At 62.8% G+C, this 15964-nt stretch carries 13 protein-coding genes and 1 tRNA gene; 4 read left to right on the top strand and 10 right to left on the bottom strand.

What is annotated here, in order from left to right; translation table 11 throughout:
* Window positions 1–107 precede the first annotated feature (107 nt).
* From GGQ88_RS10540 to GGQ88_RS10510, 7 genes are all read right to left on the bottom strand, one after another.
* On the bottom strand, window positions 108–710 hold the full coding sequence (locus GGQ88_RS10540) for a GntR family transcriptional regulator (protein WP_183613120.1): 603 nt from the start codon (window positions 708–710) through the stop codon (window positions 108–110).
* A complete protein-coding gene (locus GGQ88_RS10535; protein ID WP_183613119.1) occupies window positions 707–1564 on the bottom strand; it encodes a phytanoyl-CoA dioxygenase family protein in 858 nt (285 codons plus the stop codon). Before GGQ88_RS10535 ends, GGQ88_RS10540 begins: the two co-directional genes overlap by 4 nt.
* Window positions 1561–2184: an acyl-homoserine-lactone synthase gene (locus tag GGQ88_RS10530; RefSeq protein ID WP_183613118.1), complete on the bottom strand. Its 624-nt coding sequence runs from the start codon at window positions 2182–2184 to the stop codon at window positions 1561–1563. The genes GGQ88_RS10535 and GGQ88_RS10530 overlap by 4 nt, the downstream gene beginning before the upstream one ends.
* A 121-nt stretch (window positions 2185–2305) precedes the next feature.
* Complete coding sequence (locus GGQ88_RS10525; protein WP_183613117.1) at window positions 2306–3061, bottom strand: LuxR family transcriptional regulator; 756 nt, start codon at window positions 3059–3061, stop codon at window positions 2306–2308.
* 730 nt (window positions 3062–3791) lie between these two features.
* A tRNA-Thr gene (locus tag GGQ88_RS10520) sits at window positions 3792–3867 on the bottom strand.
* Between the two features lie 27 nt (window positions 3868–3894).
* A complete protein-coding gene (locus GGQ88_RS10515) occupies window positions 3895–4767 on the bottom strand; it encodes a hypothetical protein (protein WP_183613116.1) in 873 nt (290 codons plus the stop codon).
* Window positions 4764–6086, bottom strand: coding sequence for a replication-associated recombination protein A (locus GGQ88_RS10510; protein ID WP_183613115.1), 1323 nt, complete (start codon window positions 6084–6086; stop codon window positions 4764–4766). The genes GGQ88_RS10515 and GGQ88_RS10510 overlap by 4 nt, the downstream gene beginning before the upstream one ends.
* 102 nt (window positions 6087–6188) lie before the next feature.
* On the opposite strand from GGQ88_RS10510, the gene GGQ88_RS10505 reads away from it, so the two are divergent.
* Window positions 6189–6830: a PadR family transcriptional regulator gene (locus tag GGQ88_RS10505; protein ID WP_183613114.1), complete on the top strand. Its 642-nt coding sequence runs from the start codon at window positions 6189–6191 to the stop codon at window positions 6828–6830.
* A gap of 107 nt (window positions 6831–6937) precedes the next feature.
* Complete coding sequence (locus tag GGQ88_RS10500; protein ID WP_183613113.1) at window positions 6938–7390, top strand: hypothetical protein; 453 nt, start codon at window positions 6938–6940, stop codon at window positions 7388–7390.
* On the opposite strand, the gene GGQ88_RS10495 is transcribed toward GGQ88_RS10500, so the two are convergent.
* Window positions 7387–8577 carry a glycosyltransferase family 4 protein gene (locus tag GGQ88_RS10495; RefSeq protein WP_183613112.1) on the bottom strand — a complete coding sequence of 397 codons (1191 nt, stop codon included), beginning with the start codon at window positions 8575–8577 and terminating at the stop codon, window positions 7387–7389. The genes GGQ88_RS10500 and GGQ88_RS10495 overlap by 4 nt on opposite strands.
* Before the next feature lie 162 nt (window positions 8578–8739).
* On the opposite strand from GGQ88_RS10495, the gene GGQ88_RS10490 reads away from it, so the two are divergent.
* Together GGQ88_RS10490 and GGQ88_RS10485 are read left to right on the top strand one after the other, a co-directional pair.
* Window positions 8740–9360, top strand: a complete 621-nt coding sequence (locus tag GGQ88_RS10490) for a hemerythrin domain-containing protein (RefSeq protein WP_183613111.1) — start codon at window positions 8740–8742, stop codon at window positions 9358–9360.
* A gap of 113 nt (window positions 9361–9473) precedes the next feature.
* On the top strand, window positions 9474–10322 hold the full coding sequence (locus GGQ88_RS10485; protein ID WP_183613110.1) for an outer membrane protein: 849 nt from the start codon (window positions 9474–9476) through the stop codon (window positions 10320–10322).
* A 236-nt stretch (window positions 10323–10558) separates the two neighbouring features.
* Here GGQ88_RS10485 and GGQ88_RS10480 read toward each other — a convergent pair whose 3' ends face one another.
* Together GGQ88_RS10480 and typA are read right to left on the bottom strand one after the other, a co-directional pair.
* Entirely contained in the window at window positions 10559–13561 is a 3003-nt protein-coding gene (locus GGQ88_RS10480; RefSeq protein ID WP_183613109.1) for a TonB-dependent receptor plug domain-containing protein, read from the bottom strand.
* Window positions 13562–13871: 310 nt separating this feature from the next.
* On the bottom strand, window positions 13872–15716 hold the full coding sequence (gene typA, locus GGQ88_RS10475) for a translational GTPase TypA (RefSeq protein ID WP_183613108.1): 1845 nt from the start codon (window positions 15714–15716) through the stop codon (window positions 13872–13874).
* Window positions 15717–15964: the final 248 nt, after the last annotated feature.

The following is a 15964-nucleotide window of genomic DNA, read 5'->3' as shown; positions in this document are numbered from 1 at the left end:
CGTTTGATGCGAAGCGGAAGATCCGCGCAGCCTTGCCAGCAGTGCGGCTACACTGACGAATATGCCGCAGGTACGTCGCGCTGGCAAGCGCCAACGATTCTGGGAGCTTAGCCGCGCTCGAGTCGAGCAATGATCCGGGCTGCGGCTTCGCTTCTGCGATAATGGTATAGGGCAAGTCGGGCTTCGAGCCCGTTACGGTCACCGGCGCTCAAAAGTACATTGATTTTGGAGAGTTCATCGCTGGTGTCGGAAAAGAGGATACGTTCTGCGCTCCGCGCGGGCTCGAGGCGCAAAGACACATGCGAAAGTACTGCATGGAGCTCACGATTAGCGCCGAATGCGGCAGCGACCCCGAGCAGCACCTCATGCTCACACATCTGCGGCTCGGTGCTCAGCGATGGGTCAGGGGCGCGTTGTTCCGGCCCGATATCGCCAGCCAGCGCGACCCGCAGCAGCGCCAGCTGGCAAGCCAGCAGTTCGCGAAAACCGGCTTCGCTGAGCCTCGGCACATGAAAGCCCATACCTGGCACGAAATCGACCAGCCTCTCGCCGAGCAACCGGTTGAGGCTGTCGCGGACAGGCGTCGCGCTGACATGGAGCAGATCCGCCAGCCTCACGGTTTCCAGACGCGTGCCTGGAGGCCAGGTGTTTTCCAGCAGCAACTGCCGAAGAGACTGATACGTCGGTTCGAGAACATGCGAAGGACTCATGCTTCGCCGTGCCCGGCGTATGCAGCCAGCATCGCCTCCTGGTTTGGCCGCAGTGCATCGATCGCTCCCGGGTACAGATCGGGCGAACCATCGAGCAGGATCGATGGACATTGCCCCTCGAAGTTGCCAAGATTGGGGCGGTGCTGGACGTACCCGACAAGGTCGGTCAGCGCCTTCGGGAAATGCCGCGCCACAGCAGGCGGGTAGGCCAGCCACGGGTTCTCGTAGGGCTTGAGCCATCCCAGGCTGTACCCGACCACGACGGCGCGCCGCGTTGAATTTGTGCGATTGGCACCGGCACCGTGGACCGTCGAGCCTAGGAAGCACAGGACATCGCCCGGAAGACAGGTTGCGATCATAGCTTCTGGCAAGTCATCCAGTGCTTGCTGCTGCACGCGGTGCGTGCCGGGATAGATGCACGTCGCACCATTGTCGGGCGTGAACGGATCAAGCGGCCACATGACGTTTAGCAGGTATTCGTGCTGTCCTTTCACGCCTGCCCACATATCTTCGTCGCGGTGCGGGAATTGTGCTGGTTCACCGGGATGGATTTCAATGGCTTGGGCGACGTTCAGCTGGATACGGTCACAGGCGCGCCCAAGAACAGCTTGGGCGAGTGCGATGATCTCGGGCTGCAGCACCAGCGCCGCCGATTGCGGTGCCCGGCTCAGCAGGCGACCGAACCGCTTGGTCCGTTGTCCATAGAACAGTCCCTGGCTGAACGGCGTTTGCCCAAAATCAGTTTCCAAGGCGTCTGCGAGTTCCGTGATCTGCGCTTGGGGCACCAGTTGGGGGATGATGCAGTAGCCCGTTTGCTCGAGTTGCCTCAGCCAACCCGCAACTTCGGTCGTCATGCCAGCCTCCCTGTTTCAGCAATTGTCAGGGTTGGCCGGGTGTAGATCCCGGTGGCTGCAAGCGCTGGGATGGTTTCAGGGTCGATGGTGATATGCAGGGCAACCAGTTCCTGGTCGCCGATCTTGCGAGCAGGACCCAAAGCGCGGCAGTCCCACCCAAACTCCGCAATCTGTTCGAACCAGCGTATGCCGGCAATGCCGGTGTAGGCAGTGATGCCCGACGGTGTCGCGTAGTCTGCGAGCGCGCTGACCAGTTCGTTTCGTGCCACCCGGCGCTCCCTGGCGCCGAACGCAGGGTCGAGGCAAAAGCGCGTCACTTCCCGTATCGTCGGACCGCATGGCACGCCTTGGCTGCACAGTACCGCATAAAGATCACCCAACAGATGCGGCCGGTCGGTGCGTAGGAGCCGAGCCGATGCGCGGTGCCGGCCATCACCATCAGTCAGGATAAGGTAATGGGCATGGACATCGTCGAACTGGTCAAGTTCGAACTGACCGGCAAGAGCGGGCAAGTTCCAGCCAAGCCGGTCGATGAAAACCTGCTTGCGGGCAGCAAACATGGCTCGCATCGACCCGGCAAGCGGGGCGCTCAGCGTAGTTTCGGCGTGATCTTTCAGCATTGTCGCCATCCTGATTGTTGAAGGATGGCCTGATCAGATCATTATCCCGGCAGCGGGGGCATACCAAGAACTGGGGAGGGTTCTGACGTTTTCTGGCGGAGTCTGGCGTGAAAACGGGCCCTCATTTCGGTCTCCACCGGCCACGAAAGATGTCCCGAAATCCTATGATCCCGTCAAAAAGTGCGGACAGCACCAGCGACTGGCGCGTATGCACATCGTATCGCTCTCGTGCGAGCTTGAGGTGCTGGATGACCGTCTCCTCACTGATGCCCAGAATGGTCCCTGTTTCCCCGGCGGTCTTTCCGCGTGCCGACCACAAGATGCATTCGCGTTGCCGGTCGCTGATCACCGGTTTCGTGACACGCTGCCTGCCAACCAGGATCGAACGTGCCGCGCCGAGCGCCACAGCTCCCAGGATTTCTGCGGTAAACAGCATCGTGCGTGGCAGGGCCGTGCTCTCACTCACGACGAACGAGCACGAACCGCTTCCCTCGCCAGGTATATGTCGAGGTGTCGTGTAACCATCGGCGACGCCCACCTCGCGGCCGATCGCAAGCATCTGGCGGTCGCCCGGCGTCATGGGGATGAGATCCGCAAGATTGCCCCATTCGAAGCCATACAGCGTCTTGTCACAGGCCCGACGCACGGGGTCTTTGCCCGCCAGGTCGAACGATACGTAAACTTTCGCCCACTCGGCAGGATAGTCGTGAAGCAGAACTGTTGCAGCATCGTGCTCGATTGTCCGCAAATCATAAGACACCGCGAAATGGTGAAACCCCATCGCTTCGCGAGCAGCGGACAGTGCCCCGTGGAGCGTGTTCTCGGTACGTGAATCCACAATGCCTTGGAGAAGGCTTTCAACATGGTGATGGTACATCGCAGACCATTGCGAACGCGGGCGCGCACATCCAACCTGCGCGCGAACATTCGTCCTGGTTGTCCCCGCTCCAGATCTCCATCCCGGAACGTGGGCACTGGCAGTACAAGTTGGGCTGAAAAACGGGGGGCGACGATCAGGGCGGCGCTCGGACACGAAGTCCGTGCCGGCATCTCACGCCGTGTGTCTCAAGATTGTCGACAGCCACGAACGCACGAAACCTAACTCATGCCTGCAAGTCAACACAGAGAAAATCGGGGTTGAAGGCGCGGAGAATACCCTCGATCTGCGGTGGCCGGATGTTGATGGCGACGTGAGTAAAGGGTCTCATTGAGAAGTGGCAGATCGCGTTTACGTTTTTGGACTCATCCCATCCGGCGAGCGCACCAAAAATTGACTGCCGCAATCTTCCAGACAAGCCTGCGTATGCAACCTGCTTACGATCCGCCAATGGCGAATGGGTCTAAGCACAAGTCGACAGGCATCGGTCGCACTACATCGCTTTTTTCACCGATGAAACTGGAGCGGGCGTCGAGATTCGCACCCCCGACTCCAACCTTGGCGAGGTCTTGGATGGTGCACTTTTCACAACATTGAGAACGCTGTGATGTATGCCAGGTCTACGAGCCAGTGCGCTGTTGTTCGATCAATCTTGATTACGTGGCGATTACGTGGCTCTCGACACGCTCCCCGGAAGCGGGTAAAAACATCGCTAAGTCCTTGAGAAGTATGGTGCCGGCTAGAGGATTCGAACCCCTGGCCCCCTGATTACAAATCAGGTGCTCTACCAACTGAGCTAAGCCGGCCTTGTGTCGTGGGTAGAGCCTCTAGCCTCAAGTGGCCCCGAACGTCCAGCCCTCGGTTTGCGCAATTTGCGCGGTGAGTTCGCGCGGGGACCACAGGCGTGGGTCGTGAGCCACTCTGCGCAGCCATGCTGCCGTGGCGAGCGCGTCGCAGGTGTGGTCGTCAAGCACTCCGCCAAAGCCTGAGGGAGCGGAGCCGAGCGCTGCCAGTGCCGTATCGAGCGCGGCGGCATCGCGCATCTTGGAACGGCCCGGCGCGCGGCCTGCCGCCATGGCTGCGATGGTCGTGTAGATCTCGCACAGGACCGGGCCGCGCGGGGGCAAGGGGTCGACCGGCCAGACCGGGATGCGTCGGTCGAGGCGGTTGAGGAGGCGCATGCCGGTGAGGCTCGATTTGCCGACTTGCGCCGCGCCGACGAGATTGAAGTTGGAGTAGGGGCGGCAACCCATCCGGCGTTGTGCGGCTTCGGTCACGCGGAAGCGCCCTTCGCCGCCGCCGAACGACGCGCCTTCGCGCCCGCCGTGGCGGCGGAAGTGGGCGCTGGCGTGCGGGTGATCGACGAACGCGCCGACCGAGAGGTGCGTGTCGTCGGCGCAGAGTTCGTCGACCAAGGCCCAAAGAGCATGCGCGTCAGGCGGGCTGTCCGGCCAGCCGGGGAAGAACGTACCCTTGTCAGCAAAGGGCAGCGAGATGCCGAGATCCATGCCAACCAGCGCATCATCGGGCAGGGCGGTGAGCAGCCAGTCGAGCACGTCCTGACGCGACCAGCGGTGAGCAGGCCGCACAAGGTGCGGTGCCGCATCGCCGCGCGTGGCCATGGCAACTGCGATGCCCTTGTGCCGTTCGCCCGCTGCGCCCGACCAGTCGATGGCCACAAAATGGCCGAACCGATTGGGGTTCATCCGCCGCCACGCTCGCGGCGCTTCTTGTCCCACCATTCGAGGCGCTTGGCGATTTCGCGTTCGAAGCCGCGTTCGACCGGGCGGTAATAGGTCTGCGCGTCCATGCCCTCGGGCCAGTAGTCCGCGCCCGAAAAGCCGTCGTCGGCGTCGTGGTCGTAGGCATAGCCCGCGCCATAGCCGATGTCTTTCATGAGCTTGGTTGGCGCGTTGAGAATGTTGGCCGGGGGGCTGAGCGAGCCAGTGTCGCGTGCCGATTTCCATGATGCCTTGAAGGCGACGTAGGCGGCGTTCGATTTGGGCGCGGTGGCAAGGTAAAGGCAGGCCTGAACGATCGCCAGCTCGCCTTCCGGACTGCCGAGGAATTCGTAGGCGTCCTTGGCGGCGAGGCACTGGACCAGCGCCTGCGGATCGGCGAGCCCGATGTCTTCGGAGGCGAACCGCACGAGGCGACGCAGGACGTAGAGCGGTTCCTCACCTGCCACCAGCATTCGTGCCATATAGTAGAGTGCGGCCTGGGGGTCCGAGCCGCGCAGCGATTTGTGCAGCGCCGAGATCAGGTTGTAGTGCCCGTCGCGATCCTTGTCGTAGACCGCGACGCGCCGCATCAGGAACTTGCCGAGGCCTTCGGGATCGAGCGGCGCGGGCAGCGAGACGTCGAACAGCATCTCGGCCTGGTTGAGCAGAAAGCGCCCGTCGCCGTCGGCCGAAGCCACCAGAGCCTCGCGCGCGGGTGGGGTGAGCGGGAGCCGGAGGCCGGTGATGTCTTCGGCGCGGGAGAGCAGCGTGCCGAGCGCGTCCGCATCGAGCCGGTGCAGGATCAGCACCTGTGCGCGGCTGAGCAGCGCGGCGTTGAGTGCAAAGCTGGGGTTCTCGGTCGTCGCGCCGACCAGCGTGACCGTGCCGTTTTCGACGAAGGGCAGGAAGCCGTCCTGCTGGGCGCGGTTGAAGCGGTGGATCTCGTCCACGAACAGGAGGGTGCGGCGTCCTGCAAGCGCCATCGCGTCGGCTTCGGCAAAGGCTTTCTTGAGGTCGGCAACGCCCGAGAACACCGCGCTGAGCGCGACGTAGCGCATGCCAACCGCTTCGGCGAGCAGGCGCGCGATGCTGGTCTTGCCGGTGCCGGGCGGGCCCCACAGGATCATTGAGGTCAGCTTGCCCGCCGCAACCATGCGCCCGATCGCGCCTTCGGGGTCGGTGAGGTGATCCTGACCGATGATCTCGGCCAGCACGCGCGGGCGCAACCGGTCGGCCAGCGGCGCTTCGGCACTGGCTTCGGGCGGGGGGCGGTCCTGCGGCAAGGGGGCAAAGAGATCGGCCATCGCCAGCGGAGATAGGGGCGCGCGCAAAAAATTGCATCAGGCTCTTGCAAAGATGGACACAAGATATATCTTAGAGCCATCGAAGCGAACAAAGGAAAAGACATGCGATTCGAACATGGCCGCCATTCCGGCAGGCACAAGGAGGCCGGTATCGACCGGTGCGCCATCAAGATGATGGCAATGATGGGTGGGCGCTTCGGCGGGCCATTTGGTGAAGGTCCATTCGGTGGACGCGGTCATGGCGGCGGCAGGGGTGGCCCCGACGGTGGTGGACGCGGCCGACGCGGAGCGCGCATGTTTGCGGGCGGCGAATTGCGCCTGCTGCTGCTGCATCTGGTCGCCGAACAGCCGCGCCACGGCTACGACCTGATCCGCGCGGTCGGTGATCTGGCAGGCGGCGAATATGCGCCGAGCCCGGGCGTCGTCTATCCAACGCTCGCGTTGCTGGTCGATGAGGGCTTGATTGCCGAGGAAGTGGGCGAAGGTCCGCGCAAGGCGTTCGCCGTAACCGAGGCCGGTCGTGCCGAGCTTGCCGCGCGGCAGGCCGAGATCGATACGATCGTCGCACGGCTCAAGGAAGTGGGCGACCAGCGCGAACGGTCCGATAGCCCGCCCGTACGCCGCGCGATGGGCAACCTTCACGCAGTCCTGCGCAATCGCGCAGTCGCAGGGTTCGAACCCGAAGCCGCGCATGCCATCGCCGACATCCTCGACGAGGCCGCGCGCAAGATCGAACGGCTTTGATGTTCCTGGAGTCACCGTTGTCCCGCCGCTTTGATGCGTGCGTCGTCCATGGTATCTTCACCCCGGAGCAGCCGCAAAGGCGCTCCGGGGGTAGAGGGAGAAAATCCATGGAGAACCTGCAAACCGACACGGTGCGCGCGCCGGCACATCTTTGGGCCGTGGGCGTGATCAGCCTGCTGTGGAACAGCTTCGGCTGCGTCGATTATACGATGAGCAAGTTCGATCCGGTGGGCTACATGAAGTCGGTCGGCATGGGCGAGGTCGAGATTGCCTACACGCAGGCGATGCCCGCCTGGCTCAGCGCGTTCTGGGCGCTCGGTGTTTGGGGCTCGTTGCTGGGATCGATCCTGCTGCTTCTCCGCTCACGCCATGCGGTCGCGGCTTTCGCCGTCTCTCTGGTCGGGCTCGCCGTCAGCCAGATCTACCAGTTCGCTGACGGGTCGATGCCGGACTCGATGAAAAGCCCCGGCATGATGGGGATGACCGCAGTCATCTGGACCTCATTGCTGTTCTTCCTGTGGTATTCGAACCGCATGAAGGCGGCTGGCGTCCTGCGCTAGCGCACTTTCTTGTTGGCCTTGAGGCGGACCAGACGCAGGTATGTGTCTGCCACCGCCTGGTTGATCCGGTCCCACGAAAATTCGAGGCTGCGTTCTTCGCCCGCCGCGCCGTGGCGCGCGCGTAGTTCCGCATCCTCGACATAACAGCGGAGCGCCTCGCCGAACTGGCGGACGGCTCCGGGCGCAATCAGGCGGCCCGAGACGTTGTCGTCGACGAGGCTCTGGCTACCGGTGGCAGCTGCGGCGACCACCGGGATACCGCAAGCCATTGCCTCGAGCGTGACGTTGCCGAAGGTCTCGGTGACCGAGGGGTTGAACAGCACGTCCATGCTGGCAACCGCACGGCCAAGGTCTGCTCCCCCCTGAAAGCCGACGAACACCGCTTGCGGCAGGCGCGCGGCGAACCAGTCGCGCGCTGGCCCTTCGCCGACCACGATGACCTTGTGCTTGACCCCGCGCCGCTGCAGCTGATCGATCGAATCCGAAAAGACGTCGAGCCCTTTTTCCATGACCAGGCGCCCGAGAAAGCCGATCGCGACCTCGTCGTCGGCGATGCCGTGTTCGCGCCGCCATTCGAGGCAGCGAACGCCCGGGTTGAATATCTCGCGGTCGACCCCGCGTGACCAGATGTCGATGTCGTAGTTCATGCGCTGGTCGCGCAGCACTTGCGCCATCGATTCCGACGGCGCGACCAATGCATCGCAACGCCGGTAGAAGCGCCGCATCAGCGCCTCGATCACCGGCTCGGCCCAGGCCATGTTGTAGTAACGGAAGTACGTCTCGAACCGGGTGTGGACCGATGCCAGGATCGGCAATTTGCGATGCCGTGCCCAGGACACGGCGCGATGGCCGACGACGTCGGGCGAGGACACGTGGACAACGTGCGGATCGAATGCGTCGAGATCGCGGCGCACGCGCGGCGAAAGCGCGAGAGGGAAGCGGTACTCTGCGCGACCGGGGATGGCAAACGAGGGCACGCCGACAAGCTTGCCCATCGAGGGGAACGCAGGGTGGCGGACCTTCGGCGCATAGACCCGCACTTGCGCGCCGTGGCGCTGGAGATAGCCGACCAGCCGATTAAGCGCCTGGTTCGCGCCATCGCGCACGTAATTGTAGTTGCCGCTGAACAAGGCCACGCGAAGTCCCGCGACATCTGTCGGGAACGGGAAAGGGGTCGGGTCCGTCATCTCAGGCGCCATAGACCCGTTATGGAGCATTGGCGAGATGCGGCGTCACGTGCGCCTTGCGGCACGCCAGGCACGGTTCGGCGACCGGAACGCCTAGGCAAGGAACCGAGGGTAGCGAGTTTCGCTCAAGCAATTGAAATCGCTCTGTGAAGGAGGCCTGCCATGTCTTTCCTCGATAAACTCGTCGCCGCAGTCACTCCGCTCGAAAGTGATGAGGAGCGTCAGGCAGCGCGAACGCACGCGACCAATCTGGCCAAGCCGGGAGACTGGCTGTCCCACGTGCTCGAGCATCATCGCCGGATCGATGCGTGCTTCGAACTTTCGCTCAATGCCGCGTCGAAGGCCGAGCGTCAGGCCGCCTTGCGTGATCTGTCGATGGTCCTGACCGCGCACGCGAATGCCGAAGAAGCGGTGCTCTATCCGGCGATGGCCAACAACCATGAGAAAGCGCACGCGGGTCAGTCGTTTGAGGAACACGCGATGACGCGGATCCAACTGGGTATTCTCGAGACGATCGACCCGATGAGCCAGGAATGGCGCGACAAGCTCGAGCATATTCGCGGCGCAGTGGTGCACCACGTCTATGTCGAGGAGGGCGAGCGATTTCCCGAACTGCGCGAGGCTATCGCGCCGGCCGAGGATGAACGCCTGACCACTCGGTTCGTCGAGGAATTCGAGCGCTACATGGGCACGGATGCCTTCGACGCTCCGCGCCGGATGACTGCGCAGATCAACGATAGCAACCGTGCGCCGTCGGGTAATCAGACCGCTGCGGACCTCTGACTCCCGGAGCGGATTGGAAAAATGTCAAAAATGCGACGAGCGGTTGAAACCATCTCGCAGTAGCGAAGTTGTCATGAAAACCGCCCTCAGGGGCGTCTTAGTGAGGAAAATCAATGAGCATCCGTAATCGCTTCGCGTGGCCTCTCGCCGCGTCCGCCGCTCTCATCGCTGTTCCCGCGCTCGCGCAGGATGCCGAGTGGGACCGCGACAACCACTTCAACGGTGCCTACATCCAGGGCGCCGGTGGCATCGCGCTGAATGGCGAGAACGGCAGCCGCATCAGCTTCGATACCAACCGCGATGGCAATTACGGCGAGAACGTCACCACCACGACCGGTGCGAACGCATTCGGCCCGGGCTTCTGCAACGGCGGTGCCAATGGCCGTGACCGTGCAGCCGGTTGCCGCAATGACAAGGCTGGCGTCGATTACGCCGTCCGCGTCGGCTTCGACAAGCGTGCGGGCAACATCGTCTTCGGTGGCCTGCTCGAAGCGTCGGACAACGAAATGAAGGAGCGTTCGTCGGCCTTCAGCACGACGCCTGCTGCGTACCGTATCGACCGCGAAATGCGCTATGCGATCTCGGCCCGTGCCCGCGTCGGCTACACGCCGGGCGGCGGCGCGCTGTTCTACGCCACGGGCGGTGCCAGCTACGCCAAGATCAACCACGACTTCTCGACCACCAACACCGCCAACAGCTTCACCGAGAACAACGACGGCAAGATGGTCTGGGGCTACCAGGCAGGCGGCGGCACCGAGATCATGGTGACCAACAACATCTCGCTCGGCCTTGAGTACCTCTACAGCCGCTATCGCGACAACAAGTACACCGTCTCGGTCGGTGCGGGCACCGCGCCTGCGACCAACCCGTTCCTGCTGAACGGCGGCGGCACCAACCTGCGTCTGGCCGACAAGTACCTCGACACGCACTCGCTGCGCGCCTCGGTCGGCTTCCGCTTCTAATCCGAACTTCCCCCCTCCCGCTCGCGGGAGGGGTTGGGGGTGGGCAGCGACCTAGCGCCCGCCCACCCCACCCGATCAAGGGCGGTCCTGCATGGGGCCGCCCTTTTTGGTGGGAGCGTGCCAGACCTTGGTCTGTAACTTCCGCAAATCATAATCGCCGGCCAAATTCCGGGACTTGGTGACAACAAAAAAGGGCGGCACCAAGGCCGCCCTTTCCGTACAATATTCTGATCAGATCAGAACTTGAAGTTCGCACCTGCGCGGAACGTGCGGCCGATCAGGCCGGGCAGGTGCCACGAAGCCAGGTAGTTCGGCTGCGTGGTGTAAAGCGTGTTCGCATAGAGCGGCGCGCCCGCCTTAGTGACATTGCCGACGAACATGAAGAAGTTGAAGTTCTCATTCACTTCGAACGACGCATTCACGTCGGCATAGATGAAGCGCTTGATCTTGCAGAACGCAGGACCACCGCCGTAGAGCGTCGCCGCGCACGACGTGTCGAGATTGCCTTGGTCTGCGGCAACACCCTTCATCGCGCCGACGTAGTATGTCGTGGCAGTCAGCGAGAACTGGCCGAGAACCAGCGTGTTCTGCCAGTTGCCGCGCCACTTCGGCGTACCACCGCCCGACGACAGATCTGCGGGACCGACAGTCCCGGTGAAGCGTTGCACGTCACCGTTATCGAGGTGGCGGTCATACTTCAACGTTGCCTGCAGATCGAGGCGGCTCAGCCACTGCACGTCTTCACTAAGGTCGAACCGAGCATTCGCGCCGAATTGCAGACCGGTGGTGAGGTCATAGTCGGAGTTCACGTACGGTGCGTTGACAACCAGCAAACGAGGCAGCGCGTTGAGCGCGAACGGATCGGCGCCGTCAATAACGTTGCACGAGTAGCCTGCGCCAACGGCAGTAACAGCAGCACAACCAGCGGCCGATGCAGCAGCGGCCGATGCAAAGGTTTGCCCGGCTACCGAGTAGTACGCCTTGATCGCGTCCCCTGCCAGCGGACCTGCGGTGACGAGGCCCTTCTTCTTCACGTTGAAGTAATCGACAGTGAAGCTGATCTTGCTGGTCGGCTGGAACACTGCACCCAGCGTGAAGCTGCGCGAGGTTTCAGGCTGGATGTTCGGGTTGCCCACGAAACCGCGGCCGACCGAATACGTGGTCGAATACGCGGCGTTGTTGGGGTGGGCAGCCTGGAACGCAGCATTTGGCGTGTATCCGACGAAGCCCGAGAAAGAGCTGCGAGGATCGATCTCGGCGAAGGTCGGGGCGCGGAAGCCTTCCGAGTAGGTGCCGCGGATCGCCAGTTCCTTGATCGGTTGGAACTTTGCGCCGAACTTCGGTGAGAAGTGGCTGAAGCCTTCGGAGTAATGGTCGTAACGGCCCGAGGCGTTGACTTCCAGCGTATCCAGGATCGGCGCGTCGATTTCGAAGTAGGCCGCGTAGACGTCGCGGTTGCCATAGGCCTGCGCGGTCGAGAGGCCGGGAACGTCGAGGTTCGGGTTGGCGCTGCGGTTGGTCAGCTTTTCCTTGCGGTACTGACCGCCGACAGCAACCTGCAGATCGCCGCCCGGCAGGGTGAACAGGCTGCGGCTAACCGAGGCGTCAACCGTGGCTTCTTCCGAGTTCGACAGTGACGTGATCGGCGGAAGCACCGAATCGCGCACTGCCTGCGAATTCAGGCTGGGATTGACGAAGTTGTACGAACCCGTGTTGATCGCCTTCACCAGACCGTTGAGGTTGGCAAAGCCGGTCTGCACCAGCTTGAGATCATCGCGCGAGTAACCCGCTTCGATGTTCCAGTTCCACGCATCGGCGATCGTGCCACGCAGGCCACCAGTGATGCGATAGAGTTCGTTGGTGCGAACCGAACCGGACTTCACGTCGCCGAACAGGTAGTAGATGCGTGCAGCGCCAGCGGCCGGATTATTGGCAAAAGCGGCAGCATAAGGATTGTTCGGGTTGAGCGTGCGACCCGGCGTTGCAGGATTGGCGCAATTGACGCCCGACGGACAAATCCAGACGGGAAGAACAATGCCCGGGTTGGAAGTGGACGTAGACGGCGAGCCGCCAAAAGCCTGGTTCTGGCGAATGCCGCGCGGCAACAGGGTGATATCGACCTTGTTGTGCGAGTAGCTGCCTGCGAGGTAGCCTTCGATGTTGTCGCCGACGCGGAAGCTGAAGCGGCCGATAGCGGCGTAGCGCTCCTGCTTGGGCAGGATCTGCACGTATTCGCGGGTCAGGTTATGGGCGCAGGCGGTGCCGACGCGTGACGCGGTATTCTCCGAAAATGTGCCGTAGAGGCAGCTGTTCAGCGGGGTCAGCGACGTGAACAACGCAGGCGTCGTCGCATTCGCAACGCTGCCGGCCAGCGGGTTGTTGAGATCGGTCTGCGTGACGCGGGTAACAACGGCGTCGGTGGTAGGCGAAGTCAGCGTATCGTCGGCACGGTTGTTGTCTTTGCCGCCGATGGCGCGGAGGTCAAGCGTGTCGAAGGGGAAGCCGCGCGATCTTGCGGTAACCTTCCCGCCCTTTTCGTATTCACCGCCGATGTAAACGTTCCAGCCTTGGCTGTCGTAGTCGCCGTAGCCTGCGAGCAGGTGCGCACGGTACTTCTGGCCGTCGCCCTTTTCGGACACGCCGCCTTCGACGCCGCCTTCGAGACCGGTGAACTTCTTGCGCATGATGATGTTGACCACGCCGCCGATCGCATCGGCACCGTAGGTCGAGGAAGCGCCGTCCTTCAGGACTTCAACGCGCTCGACGGCGACCTGCGGGATGCTCGAAAGATCGACGTAGGAGTTGTGGCCATCGTCGCTGAGCGGGAAGTTGGCCGAACGTAGGCCATCGACGAGCACGAGCGTTGACGAAACACCGAGGTTGCGCAGCGAAACTGCAGAGCCGCCCGCCGAGAAGCCGCTGGTGAACCCGATACCGATCGAACCGGCGCCGTCAGCCGAGGCCTGGCGAATTGCGTCTGCCATGTTGGTGACGCCGGCACGCTGCAGGTCTTCAGCACCAATGACGGTGACAGGTGAAGGCGTGGCCGTATCGGCACGGCGCAGCAGCGACCCGGTGACGACGATGGTTGCATCTTCGGCAGGTGCAGGAGTTTCCTCAGCAACCTGCGGCGTGGATTGCGCCATTGCCGGGACGGCGAAAAGGCCGAGGCTGCTCATTGCGAGCGCGGACGTAGCGACAGTGCCGCGCAGAAGCGCAGCCCGTGGGAAAGATTTCATTGTGATTATCCCTCAATGGGAAGGAGAACGTTACCGATGATACGGCTTGCCCTCGCTCCTACTGTCGTGGGTGATGCATCTGCCCAAGATAGCTGTAAAGGCCATGTTTCGCTATATTGCTGATTGATCGCAATTTGTTGCGAGGTGCTGCATCTGTGCAACACACTGTGCCGGTTACTGCTGAAACTGAGCGCCGGCTTGCCGCAAGAAAAAAGGGCGACCGCATCGGCCGCCCCTTATATGAAAATCGATGAACCTCGTTCGGCGCGCGGCGCAGTTCGAGCCGCTTTGCGTTGGCCGATTGGAGGCCTTAAGCCGCTTCCTTCTTCCGCGACGCCTTCTTGCGTTCGTTCGGGTCGAGGATGGCCTTGCGCAGGCGGATCGATTTTGGCGTGACTTCGACCATCTCATCGTCGTCGATGTAGGCGATGGCCTGTTCCAGGGTCATGACCTTGGGTGGGGTCAGGCGGATGGCGTCGTCCTTGCCGGTCGAACGGAAGTTCGTCAGCTGCTTGGACTTCATCGGGTTGACCTCGAGGTCCTCGGGCTTGGCATTCTCGCCGATAACCATGCCTTCGTACAGCGGGGTGCCGACGCCGACGAACAGGATGCCGCGCTCTTCAAGCGGGCCGAGCGCGTAGGCGTTGGCTTCACCCGCGCCGTTGGAGATCAGCACGCCGTTCTTGCGGCCTTCGATCTTGCCCTTGTGGGGACCGTACTTCTCGAACAGGCGGTTCATGATGCCGGTGCCGCGCGTGTCCGAGAGGAACTCGCCGTGGTAGCCGATCAACCCGCGCGAAGGCGCCGAGAAGGTGATGCGGGTCTTGCCGCCGCCCGAGGGACGCATGTCGGTCATCTCGCCCTTGCGGGTGGCCATCTTCTCGACGACGGTACCGGCATATTCATCATCCACGTCGATCACGACGGTTTCGTACGGCTCGGTGCGCTGGCCGCTGTCGTCGGTGCCGTAGAGCACGCGCGGACGGCTGATGCCGAGCTCGAAGCCTTCGCGGCGCATCGTCTCGATCAGCACGCCGAGCTGCAGTTCGCCGCGGCCCGCAACTTCGAAGCTGTCCTTGTCGCTGCTCTCGGTAACCTTGATCGCGACGTTGGATTCAGCTTCGCGGGCCAGACGGTCGCGGATCATGCGGCTGGTGACCTTGGTGCCCTCGCGGCCGGCCATCGGCGAATCGTTGACCGCAAAGCGCATCGACAGCGTCGGCGGATCGATCGGCTGGGCGTGCAGCGGCTCGCTGACCGAGGGATCGCAGATCGTGTTCGACACGGTTGCGGTGGTGAGGCCGGCGATCGAAATGATGTCGCCTGCGACGGCTTCTTCGGTGGGGACGCGTTCGAGGCCACGGAACGACATGATCTTGGACGCGCGGCCGGTTTCGACGATGTTGCCATCGTTATCGAGCGCGTGGATCGCCTGATTGGTCTTGACCGAACCCGAGAACACCAGACCTGTCAGGATGCGGCCAAGGAAGTTGTCGCGATCGAGCAGGGTGACGAGGAACTTGAACGGGCCGTCCGGATCGGCCGACGGGGCGGGCACGTGCTCGACGATCTTTTCGAACAGCGGGGTGAGGGTGCCTTCGCGCGCAAGCGGGTCCTCGCTGGCATAGCCGTTGCGACCCGAGGCGTAGAGCACCGGGAACTCAAGCTGCTCGTCGTTGGCTTCGAGCGTCACGAACAGGTCGAACACTTCGTCGAGCACTTCCTGCGTGCGCTCGTCCTGGCGGTCGATCTTGTTGACGACGACGATCGGCTTGAGGCCGAGGGCGAGCGCCTTGCCGGTGACGAACTTGGTCTGCGGCATCGCGCCTTCCGAGCTGTCGACCAGCAGGATCACGCCGTCGACCATCGAGAGGATGCGCTCGACCTCGCCACCGAAGTCGGCGTGGCCGGGGGTGTCGACGATGTTGATGCGGATCGGGTCGCCGCCGCCCGGAGGGGCCCACTCGACCGAGGTGCACTTGGCCAGAATGGTGATGCCGCGCTCTTTTTCGAGATCGTTCGAATCCATCGCGCGCTCTTCGATGCGCTGGTTGTCGCGGAAGGTGCCGGACTGGCGGAAGAGCTGGTCGACAAGCGTGGTCTTGCCGTGGTCGACGTGGGCGATGATCGCGATATTACGCTGGTGGGCGGACATGAACTGGCTTTCGGTTTGGAATCTGCAGGAGCTTCGGCACAGACGAGGCCCGCTCCGATATCGGCGCGCGCTTACTCTTTCTTGTGCGTTGCGGCAAGCACGCTGAATCAAAAGGGGTGCGTTGCGGCAAGCACGCTGAATTAAAAGGGGTGCGTTGCGGCAAGCACGCTAAATCAAAAGGAAGCTCGGCCGCGCGCGAATGGGTGACGTTACGGCAGCGCGGGTGATATGGTTGCCACTGTGACCGG

The sequence above is a fragment of the Novosphingobium hassiacum genome, assembly GCF_014196055.1.
In the GTDB taxonomy this organism is placed as follows: domain Bacteria; phylum Pseudomonadota; class Alphaproteobacteria; order Sphingomonadales; family Sphingomonadaceae; genus Novosphingobium; species Novosphingobium hassiacum.
This window is presented reverse-complemented; position numbering and strand designations above follow the sequence as displayed.

Coding starts and splice junctions, on each gene's coding strand:
- GGQ88_RS10540 (WP_183613120.1), bottom strand. CDS start 710: ATGAGTCCTTCGCATGTTCTCGAACCGACGTATCAGTCTCTTCGGCAG.
- GGQ88_RS10535 (WP_183613119.1), bottom strand. CDS start 1,564: ATGACGACCGAAGTTGCGGGTTGGCTGAGGCAACTCGAGCAAACGGGC.
- GGQ88_RS10530 (WP_183613118.1), bottom strand. CDS start 2,184: ATGCTGAAAGATCACGCCGAAACTACGCTGAGCGCCCCGCTTGCCGGG.
- GGQ88_RS10525 (WP_183613117.1), bottom strand. CDS start 3,061: ATGTACCATCACCATGTTGAAAGCCTTCTCCAAGGCATTGTGGATTCA.
- GGQ88_RS10515 (WP_183613116.1), bottom strand. CDS start 4,767: ATGAACCCCAATCGGTTCGGCCATTTTGTGGCCATCGACTGGTCGGGC.
- GGQ88_RS10510 (WP_183613115.1), bottom strand. CDS start 6,086: ATGGCCGATCTCTTTGCCCCCTTGCCGCAGGACCGCCCCCCGCCCGAA.
- GGQ88_RS10505 (WP_183613114.1), top strand. CDS start 6,189: ATGCGATTCGAACATGGCCGCCATTCCGGCAGGCACAAGGAGGCCGGT.
- GGQ88_RS10500 (WP_183613113.1), top strand. CDS start 6,938: ATGGAGAACCTGCAAACCGACACGGTGCGCGCGCCGGCACATCTTTGG.
- GGQ88_RS10495 (WP_183613112.1), bottom strand. CDS start 8,577: ATGACGGACCCGACCCCTTTCCCGTTCCCGACAGATGTCGCGGGACTT.
- GGQ88_RS10490 (WP_183613111.1), top strand. CDS start 8,740: ATGTCTTTCCTCGATAAACTCGTCGCCGCAGTCACTCCGCTCGAAAGT.
- GGQ88_RS10485 (WP_183613110.1), top strand. CDS start 9,474: ATGAGCATCCGTAATCGCTTCGCGTGGCCTCTCGCCGCGTCCGCCGCT.
- GGQ88_RS10480 (WP_183613109.1), bottom strand. CDS start 13,561: ATGAAATCTTTCCCACGGGCTGCGCTTCTGCGCGGCACTGTCGCTACG.
- typA (WP_183613108.1), bottom strand. CDS start 15,716: ATGTCCGCCCACCAGCGTAATATCGCGATCATCGCCCACGTCGACCAC.